Source organism: Granulosicoccus sp. 3-233 (assembly GCF_052681095.1).
The window spans coordinates 417,087-425,429 of record NZ_JBQYLE010000007.1; the positions used below are offsets into that span (position 1 = coordinate 417,087).

The 8,343-nt window shown below is 50.7% G+C and carries 7 protein-coding genes; 5 read left to right on the plus strand and 2 right to left on the minus strand.

Translation table 11 applies throughout. The features are described 5' to 3' along the window. Nucleotides 1–92 precede the first annotated feature (92 nt). Both ACUNV4_RS19620 and ACUNV4_RS19625 read left to right on the plus strand, forming a co-directional pair. Entirely contained in the window at nucleotides 93–1,169 is a 1,077-nt protein-coding gene (locus ACUNV4_RS19620) for a glycoside hydrolase family 16 protein (RefSeq protein WP_430880297.1), read from the plus strand. A gap of 170 nt (nucleotides 1,170–1,339) precedes the next feature. Next, nucleotides 1,340–1,822 carry a hypothetical protein gene (locus ACUNV4_RS19625; protein ID WP_430880298.1) on the plus strand — a complete coding sequence of 161 codons (483 nt, stop codon included), beginning with the start codon at nucleotides 1,340–1,342 and terminating at the stop codon, nucleotides 1,820–1,822. Nucleotides 1,823–1,917: 95 nt separating this feature from the next. Here ACUNV4_RS19625 and ACUNV4_RS19630 read toward each other — a convergent pair whose 3' ends face one another. After that, nucleotides 1,918–3,186, minus strand: coding sequence for an MFS transporter (locus ACUNV4_RS19630; RefSeq protein WP_430880299.1), 1,269 nt, complete (start codon nucleotides 3,184–3,186; stop codon nucleotides 1,918–1,920). Between the two features lie 552 nt (nucleotides 3,187–3,738). Between ACUNV4_RS19630 and ACUNV4_RS19635 the strand changes: the two genes are divergently transcribed. From ACUNV4_RS19635 to ACUNV4_RS19645, 3 genes are all read left to right on the plus strand, one after another. After that, nucleotides 3,739–4,347, plus strand: a complete 609-nt coding sequence (locus tag ACUNV4_RS19635; RefSeq protein WP_430880300.1) for an HAD family hydrolase — start codon at nucleotides 3,739–3,741, stop codon at nucleotides 4,345–4,347. A gap of 736 nt (nucleotides 4,348–5,083) precedes the next feature. Further along, complete coding sequence (locus ACUNV4_RS19640; protein ID WP_430880301.1) at nucleotides 5,084–6,313, plus strand: IS91 family transposase; 1,230 nt, start codon at nucleotides 5,084–5,086, stop codon at nucleotides 6,311–6,313. A 166-nt stretch (nucleotides 6,314–6,479) separates the two neighbouring features. Beyond that, a complete protein-coding gene (locus ACUNV4_RS19645; RefSeq protein ID WP_430880302.1) occupies nucleotides 6,480–7,412 on the plus strand; it encodes a restriction endonuclease in 933 nt (310 codons plus the stop codon). A gap of 337 nt (nucleotides 7,413–7,749) precedes the next feature. Here the strand turns inward: ACUNV4_RS19645 and ACUNV4_RS19650 are convergent. Then, the coding region (locus ACUNV4_RS19650) for an IS91 family transposase (RefSeq protein WP_430880303.1) at nucleotides 7,750–8,343 on the minus strand (594 nt) is incomplete at its 5' end.

Genomic DNA, 8,343 nt, shown 5'->3' on the forward strand with positions numbered 1-8,343 from the left:
ACATCAACAGGTGACGTTCAACATCAGGTGGCCCCAGACGGAGTCTTCCCCTGACAACAGACATCATCGAATGAGAGTTCAGAAGACACACCATGACTATCAAGTATTTCGCGAAGAAGTCCCTTTTATCCATCGCCATGACGGGACTGATGTCACCCATGGCCTTCGCTCAGGATGTGTCAGTGGACACCTTTGTTGGTGATGTGGATGCTGCCAGCGTCGAGAGTCTGATCGACCCGGCCACGTATGACTATCCTGAGGCCACACAGATCAGCGGTTACGAGCTGGTTTTCAGTGATGAATTCAACGGCACGGCACTGAATCCCTATCGCTGGAATTCACAGCTTCGCTGGGACGGCGAATTCAACGGAGAGCGTTACGAATATCGTGTCATCAACGGTGAAGACCAGCTGTACGTGAATGTACTCAGCGAGGATCAGGAACACCAGAATGAAATCGTATCGGTATACAACCCGTTTCAGTTCGATGGTTCCACACTTGCCATTCGTGCCGCCAAGAACCCGCTGCAGACAACGACGAACAAGCGTACCTGGGGTTCACTGGACGAAATAGCCGCGCAGCAGACCTTCCTCTCGGGCGCCATTTCCACCCATGAAAAGTTCAGTCAGAAATTCGGATACTTCGAAGCACGCATCAAGATTCCCAGTGCCACCGGTACTTTCCCGGCTTTCTGGCTATTGCATGACAAACAGGCCGATGAAGGTACACAGCGTACGGAAATCGACATCATGGAAAATCTGGGTCATGCCCCTTGGTATGTCTACAACTCCTTCCATTATTTCAAGAACGTGAGTTCCTCCTACTTCGGCGATGCTAACTTCATCAAGCCCGAGCCCAGTGGTCAGGTTTACACCGGAACCGATTACAGTGAGGAGTTTCATACCTACGCTGTGAAGTGGACCCCCGGTAGCGTGGTCTGGTACATCGACGGCGTGCAGATGAGTGAAATGCTCAATGACGAAGCCGATTTCGAAGAACTGTATGTGATTCTGAATCTGGCCATGGGTGGCAACTGGACCAATTTTCCAACCACTGCCGGTGGCCTGGGGCGTGATTCCAATGCTCGATTCCCGAACGCCAACGATCTGATCGAGTTCGATAATCCGGCACTCGAAATCGATTATGTGCGCTTCTACAAGGCGCAGTAACTTCCACTCCTGATTTGTCAGGGGCCTTGAACAAACGGGCCTCTGACAGTCAAAAGTACCGACCTTGAGACCATCGGCTCTGATTTTTCATCGGGTATTCGCCAAGGCACATGGACCTGCCATGCCGAATTGAATTCGCCTGACTACTCGAATTTTCCAGAAGAAACATCGTGAAACTCCGGTTTGTCATGTTCATTGCGCTCTTGTCTCTTTCTGCTTGCAGCGCTGACAATGATGATGCGCCCGCGGAACAGAGACTGCTGGACCGCACCTGGTTACTGGTGCGCTATACGCAGCTAAATGGCAATGAGGTGGATATCGTCACGGGAAGCCAGTTTCGGTTTCAGGCATCTGCCGATACGGGGGAAGTGACCGCGCAGCTCGATTGCAATGTGTCCTCGGGTGGGTCTTATCAGCTCGGAGATGGGTTCATCGCGTTGCAATTCGGTCCGTTCACAGAGCTGGATTGTCCTGTTGCGTCTGAGGATGGGCATGCTGAACAACTGTCCTCGATACAGAGTCTGGCTTTCCAGAGTGGCGTGCAAGACGGCGGCGATGGCAAGCTGATGGTGGAAATGCACGAGCACGGGCTGGTTCTTGTAGCGCCCAACGGCCGATGGCTTGCGTTTACCGAGCTGATGGATCAGGACTGATCAGCATGCGGCATGATTGGCAAGACTCCGCATTGGCAAGACTCCGCCGTTGAATTGCCGCAGTGGCAGAGCGAGAATATCGAGTCAGAAAGTGATCACTCCTGAGTGCTACCGGCCTCCTCCTGATAGGTAGTGGACAATTCTGCCCCCTGAAAGGATGATGGTACAAAGGGTATCTGTTCGTCACTGGGCAGGGGCGCGCGTTGGCGCATTCGCCAGATGGCAAACAAAACGAAAGAGGCATGGCAGCTTGCCAGCCACAGGAAGAAACCGGCCGGCCCGAACAGACCCAGTGCGGTACCGGTGACGATGGGCCCGATTACCGACCCGGCTCCCAGGATCAAAACCAGACTACTGCTTGCCCCGACCATCTGCTCCGGCTTCAGGTAGCTATTGGTATAGGCCAGCGACAGAGAGTGTATGGACAGGGTAAGCCCGCCTGTCAAAATGATCACGATGATGGAATAGCCGCTGTCTACCGACTTGATGCCTGTCGCGGTCAATGAAGCCAGCACAGCGAGGGCGGCTACGACGGCCATGACGATACGTCTGTCGAAGCGATCTGACAGCTTGCCGATGGGCCACTGCAAGAGCGCTGCACCGATGGTCAGCAATGCCACGAACAGGGCTGTATCAGGCACCGAGAAGCCAGCGCTACGCGCATAGACGGCAGCCATACCGAAGACCGTGCCATTGGCGAGTCCGGCGATGAACATGCCGAAGACGCCCAGAGGAGATGCCATGACCACTTCGCGCAGGGAAATGGAAGCATCGGCCTCGACATTCGGTAACGGGGTCGAGCGCAACAGCAAGGGTACAACGGCAAGCGAGATGAGAATGGAGACCAACATGTACAGCGTTGCCTCTTCACTGCTTGCCAGATTGAGCAGCATCTGACTGGCTGCCACCCCACCGAAGGATACTGCCATGTACAGCGCCAGAATCTGACCGCGAGTTTCCTCCGGTGCGCGATTGTTCAACCAGCTTTCCGCAACCACCAGAATTCCCGCGTAACAGAAACCGGTGATACAGCGTATGGCCCACCAAGCAAGTTCATCCACAAACAGTGCATGCAGCAGGATGGACACGGATGCAATGGCAGACATGGCCGCAAACACCCGAACATGCCCCACCAGACGTACTGCCCTTGGCGTCCACAGGGAGCCTGCCAGCAAGCCGACAAAGAAACCCGACATGATCAGACCGATGGTGGCCGGCGGAAACCCCTCGGCCTCTGCCCGAATGCCCAACAGGCTTCCCTGCAAACCATTGGCGACCATGAGCAAGCCGATACCGAACAACAGGGTCCATACCGCACGCAGCGTGAACAGGAGCGTAGGTTCTGACGAACGTGAGGTAGGCATGCGATGGATTTGCGATGGGGTGAGCCGGTAAGTCTTGCATGGTAATCACTCTGGCTCACGAAGTACTGATGCCAGGCGAATCATCTGACGGATATGGGTGGAAGCATTGCTTCAGGTTGAGCTGTGACTCGCCTTGATCAGGTTCGCCATCAGTTGGTTGTATTACTCCGGAACCTGGCGAATCGACACTCAGTGATGTTATCAAGAGAGCATTGCTGCAAAGTCATCATGTAGTACGGTTCCTTACCTGCGTTACGAGAATCCGCAACAATGACTACACTACGAGAATCATCCGTATTGCGATACGAATGAGTGTTTACGTATTGAGGGATTTGTGGTGTAGCCATGGGGTTGGCTTAATACGGCTGAGTGGGTGCATGCGGTGCATACTTGAGTCAGTCTAATAGTTGTTCGATCCCTAAAAATGAATTTCCTTCCACGAACGGGGAGTAGAATTCGAATCGACATTAATAAAATTATGATTTTACACTCGGTGAATTGAAATAAGAATTCATGGGGTGACACACCATAACGTATATAAAGGAAATACGGATGACGCAACGAATAACCCACTTAGTGTTTGATCTTGGCGGAGTCATTGTAGAATTAAATGGCACACCAATTTTGGACGCCTGGATATCCGGTGAAACCACATCGGAATTGTTGTGGCGGAAATGGTTGACTTCTGAATCGCCTCGCTCATTTGAGTCAGGGCTGATAGGAGTGGATGAGTTTGCAGAAAAAATAGTTCGAGAACTATCTTTGGGTGTATCGAAAGAGCAATTTATTGAGCATTTTGCAGGACTCCCTATCGGGCCATACCCAGGCGCACTTGAGTTACTACACTCTCTAAAAAATAGATATACGACTTCACTTTTCTCAAATTCAAATGTACTTCATTGGGAACGGAAAATGAATGAAATGAAACTGGATGATGCGTTCCATCATAAATTTGCATCTCACCTGATGGGAAAGGTAAAACCTGACTTGGACGCTTTCCAGGAAGTGGAAAGAAAGTTAGGAGTCCCTTCATCACAAATTTTGTTCTTAGATGATAATCAGCTTAATGTGGACGCGGCAAAATCTGTTGGTTTCATTGCATCAAGGGTGGTTGGTTTTAATTCATTGAAAGATGTATTAAAGGAGCGCGGAATTTCGTAGGCAAGTAGGCACGCACCCTAGGCACAAGGGGTGTAGAGTGGAATGTGAGAAGCATTGCAGAGGTAAGCTATAGATTTCTCCAACACTGATCGAACAAAACGCTGCAGCTGTCACTTGACAGCATCACGCCTGCGCTGCCGCTCCGCCGCGTTGCTATCAAGTGCAGCTGAGCGCTGGTGTTCTGCCAGTAAGGCATCTTTTCGTAAAGTGGGTTCTCAAGTGTTCGAGCGACTAGTGAGTTGTGAGTCTGTAAACAGGATGCCACGAGTAGGAAGATCAGCCAGGATCTGAGCGTTTACCCAATCTGATTCTGCTCCGCACAAGGTTTTTCAGAAGGTCAGTTCAGATCAGATGAGACATAAATGTTGTTGTTTGCTTTTTGAGAGCGCGTAAGTATTGTTTCTACCGAAGAAATTTTGAACTGGATATTTAAACTGTATCCAGAATATGGGATCAGGGTATGAGCCTAAACTCTGCAAGTTCTGGGTTTTGGCAGTATCGAGCAATGAGCTTAGAAAGCTATTTCGTACCGGCAGTGTTTAGCTTTGCCAGAACATTACATTGCAGCTGTCATTGGACCCGCCACCGGAACGTGGCTACGCCACAACCCGGCGTCGCCTCCAATGCAGCTGAATGTTTTGTTGGACATGCCGGCTACCGCCGGAGCAAAGCGTCTCTTGACAATCGGTGCTGTCATGGAGTCTGATGTTCTGACCCAAGGATGGGATAAGGATACATGGAAGCTTCAAGTCGTTATCGAGTGCAGAACATTGTTCGCTGTTACAAGGAACAGTGGTTGGCAAAACCACTGCCTTTGAAGCACATCAAGGCAATCGAGGCCATTGCCGGTTGCCAAAGTGAAGAGCGAGGTGTGAGTGCCTATGAATGCAGTCACGAGCAGCGCCACTTGAGTCTGATTGCTCATTCGTGCCGGCACCGTAGTTGTTCATTATGCGCCGCGCGAAGTCGAGTTAATTGGCTTGAAGAGCAGAAGAAGAGATTATTGGATTGCGCCCACTTTCACTGCGTATTCACACTGCCCCAGGAATACCGGGTGCTGTGGCAATATAATCAGAAGTGGATGACGGCCACGTTTTTCGATGTGGTGCGCAGCACCCTGATGGATATGATGAAGAACACATCGGGTCATGCAGTGACGCCCGGTATCTTGATGGCAATGCACACCTGGGGTCGGCAATTGACGTTGCACCCGCATATTCACTGTGTGGTGACAGCAGGAGGGTTGGATGCGCAGAATCAATGGAAGGAGACAGGCCAGTTCCTGCTGCCTGGCCGACAAGTGAAGGCACTGTATCGAGGACGATTCCAGGCAAGGATACTCGACGCATTCAAGACAAGGGAGCTGAAGCTACCGCCCGATCATGGAAAGAGAGAATTCTACACGCTGTACAAGGCCACCTATCGCAAGAGCTGGTGTGTACGAATAGAAGAGCAGTATGCGCACGGAAACGGGGTTCTGGTCTATCTGTCACGCTACCTGAAGGGAGGTCCCTTGCATCCGTCTCAGATCGTGCGATGTGATGATGACGCGATAGGGTTCCGGTACAAGGATCATCGAGATAAGCGCATGAAGGTGCTGACGGTGAAGCCAAAGGAGTTCATACGACGGCTGCTGCAACATGTGCCAGAACCAGGACAGCATATGGTGCGGCATTATGGACTGTATGCGGGGGCGGCAAAGCACAAGAGAGCGCTCTGCCGAGAACACCTGGGAGGGCTACTGGAGTCGATAGGACCAGACAAGGCAAAGGCGGAAAGCAGGCTATTGTGCGGTACCTGTGGAGAGTCGCTGAACTGGAAGTGGTCGGTGTATCCGACGAGAAAAAAAGCAAATTCCTATGGAGTAGAGTCGGTGGCCGAAACGCCGGGATTATGGCAAGTCCAACAACCAGATGAACCTGTCATTGGACGGGTCAAAAAAAAGATCACTGCACTGAGGCTATGATCTTTTTTTTGACCCGTCCAACGCAGGTTATCTAAGCGTTATGTTGCTAATTATGAAAAACAGGCACTGTTACAGTGCGCTAAAATATGTAAGATTAAAAAATAGATTTGAATCTGTGTGCTTTGGAAATAGCCATATAGGTTGATCTATAGGTAATACATATCCTATGCAAAACAATCCTTCGAATAGCCCGACATGGGATGAGTTTCTTAGGCCGCTATTGGAGATGGCAGAGAAGGAGCCGATAACACGTAGAACGGCGCTAGAAAGAATTTCTGATAGATATAACTTTTCTAAAGAAATTAGGAATAGAAAGCTTAAGAGTGGGCAAACCCAAGTGCAGAACAGATCTGGATGGGCGATGAGTGCACTCGTGAAGGCTGAATTTATTGAGAAGCACCCTAGCCAGAAGTTTACCTATCAGATTACAGATAAGGGCCGCAAGTACTTACAAAGCCACATTGGGCCGATTACTGACAAAGATCTAAAGAACTTGGATGGATATTTAGAAGCCTGGGAGGAGGCGAGTCGAAGAAAACAAGAATCAAAAACAAATACGCTCGCAAAATCTGATCAGCATACTAGCACGCCGGACGATTTAATCGAAAGTGCTACTCAAGAGCTAGACGCAAAACTTCGAGATCTATTACTGGAGAACTTGCTTGGTACAGACCCATATCACTTCGAACAGATAGTTGTTGATGTGCTCGTTGCCATGGGGTACGGAGGTTCCAAAGATGAGGCCTCGCAAGTCACTAAGAAATCTAATGACGGAGGTATTGATGGAATTATCAATGAAGACCGTCTTGGCTTGGATGTGATATATGTGCAGGCAAAACGCTGGCAGAACAATATTGGGAGGAAAGAAATACAGAGTTTTGTCGGTGCGCTTGCCGGCTACCAGGCTCATAAAGGAATCTTCATCACAACCAGCGATTTCATTCCAAACGCTATCGATTACGCAAAATCGGTAAGTCAGAAAATCGTTCTGATTGACGGCCCACGACTTGCGGATTTGATGATAGAGCACAATATTGGCGTGTCAACAGTCCAGACTATTGAGATAAAGCGACTGGATTCAGACTATTTTGAGATTTAGCTTTTCAGTTGTGGCTGCTTTTAGAACGCAGTTATAGACTGAAGCCTGGCTATATACCTATCGAGAGGTAGGTATGAACATAACGACTAAGGATAAGTCGCGCCACGCCGCGACTTGATCCGTTGGTTGAACGAGCCCGACGATGTATCGGTAGCTCTTCTTTTATAGTAGATAAATAGAATGGGGCGTTGTCTTGCCGGCGGCTTGGCATTGTTCCGGGCGAACGCGACTCTCACCCAGATGGGTGATCATTCGTGCGACTATGATCATAATGCAGCCAAGACCCTCAGTGGAATGAACCAATGTTGTGTTGTTGCACAGTGGCAGGCTTGAGTGCCTACCCCGAGAGACGCTTTGGCAGGGAAATGCCGGTGAAACGCATCGGGATCGTGCAATGTGGACAGTGAAGTTCCGGGCGGGGTCTTGGCGGTGCGATTGCCGCTAACGACACTTTCAGGACCCACTGCACAAGAAGCAGTTTTCGCCGAGAATTGCCATGAAGAAAGCCGTAATCGCGCACACGGCGGAATCCACGTGGCAGCACATGCTGGATCAGCAGCCACAGGAAGTGGGCGCCGTCGACAGTGCGGGTTTTCCACTGCTGTGTCTGGGCATCGAGGTAGCGAAACGTGACCATTTCTCCGTCATCGCACAGCAGCTGGCTTTCGCTGATCACGCCACGGTAGAGGTATCGTGCGAGGTACTTCAATGCTGGCAGACCGTTTCCGACGGCACGACAATCGACCACCCAGGTCTCGGGAAGAGTGCTCTGGGGTAGTAGTTTTGCCTGTTTCATTCCCTCAAGCATGCGTGCTCGGAATACCGTGGCCAGAGCCTTGTGGGAGAACAGGAATTTCCCTTTGGGTGTACGCCAGCGGTGCGCGGCAGCATCGATGGCGCCACCGGGGATGATCAGGTGCACGTGCGGATG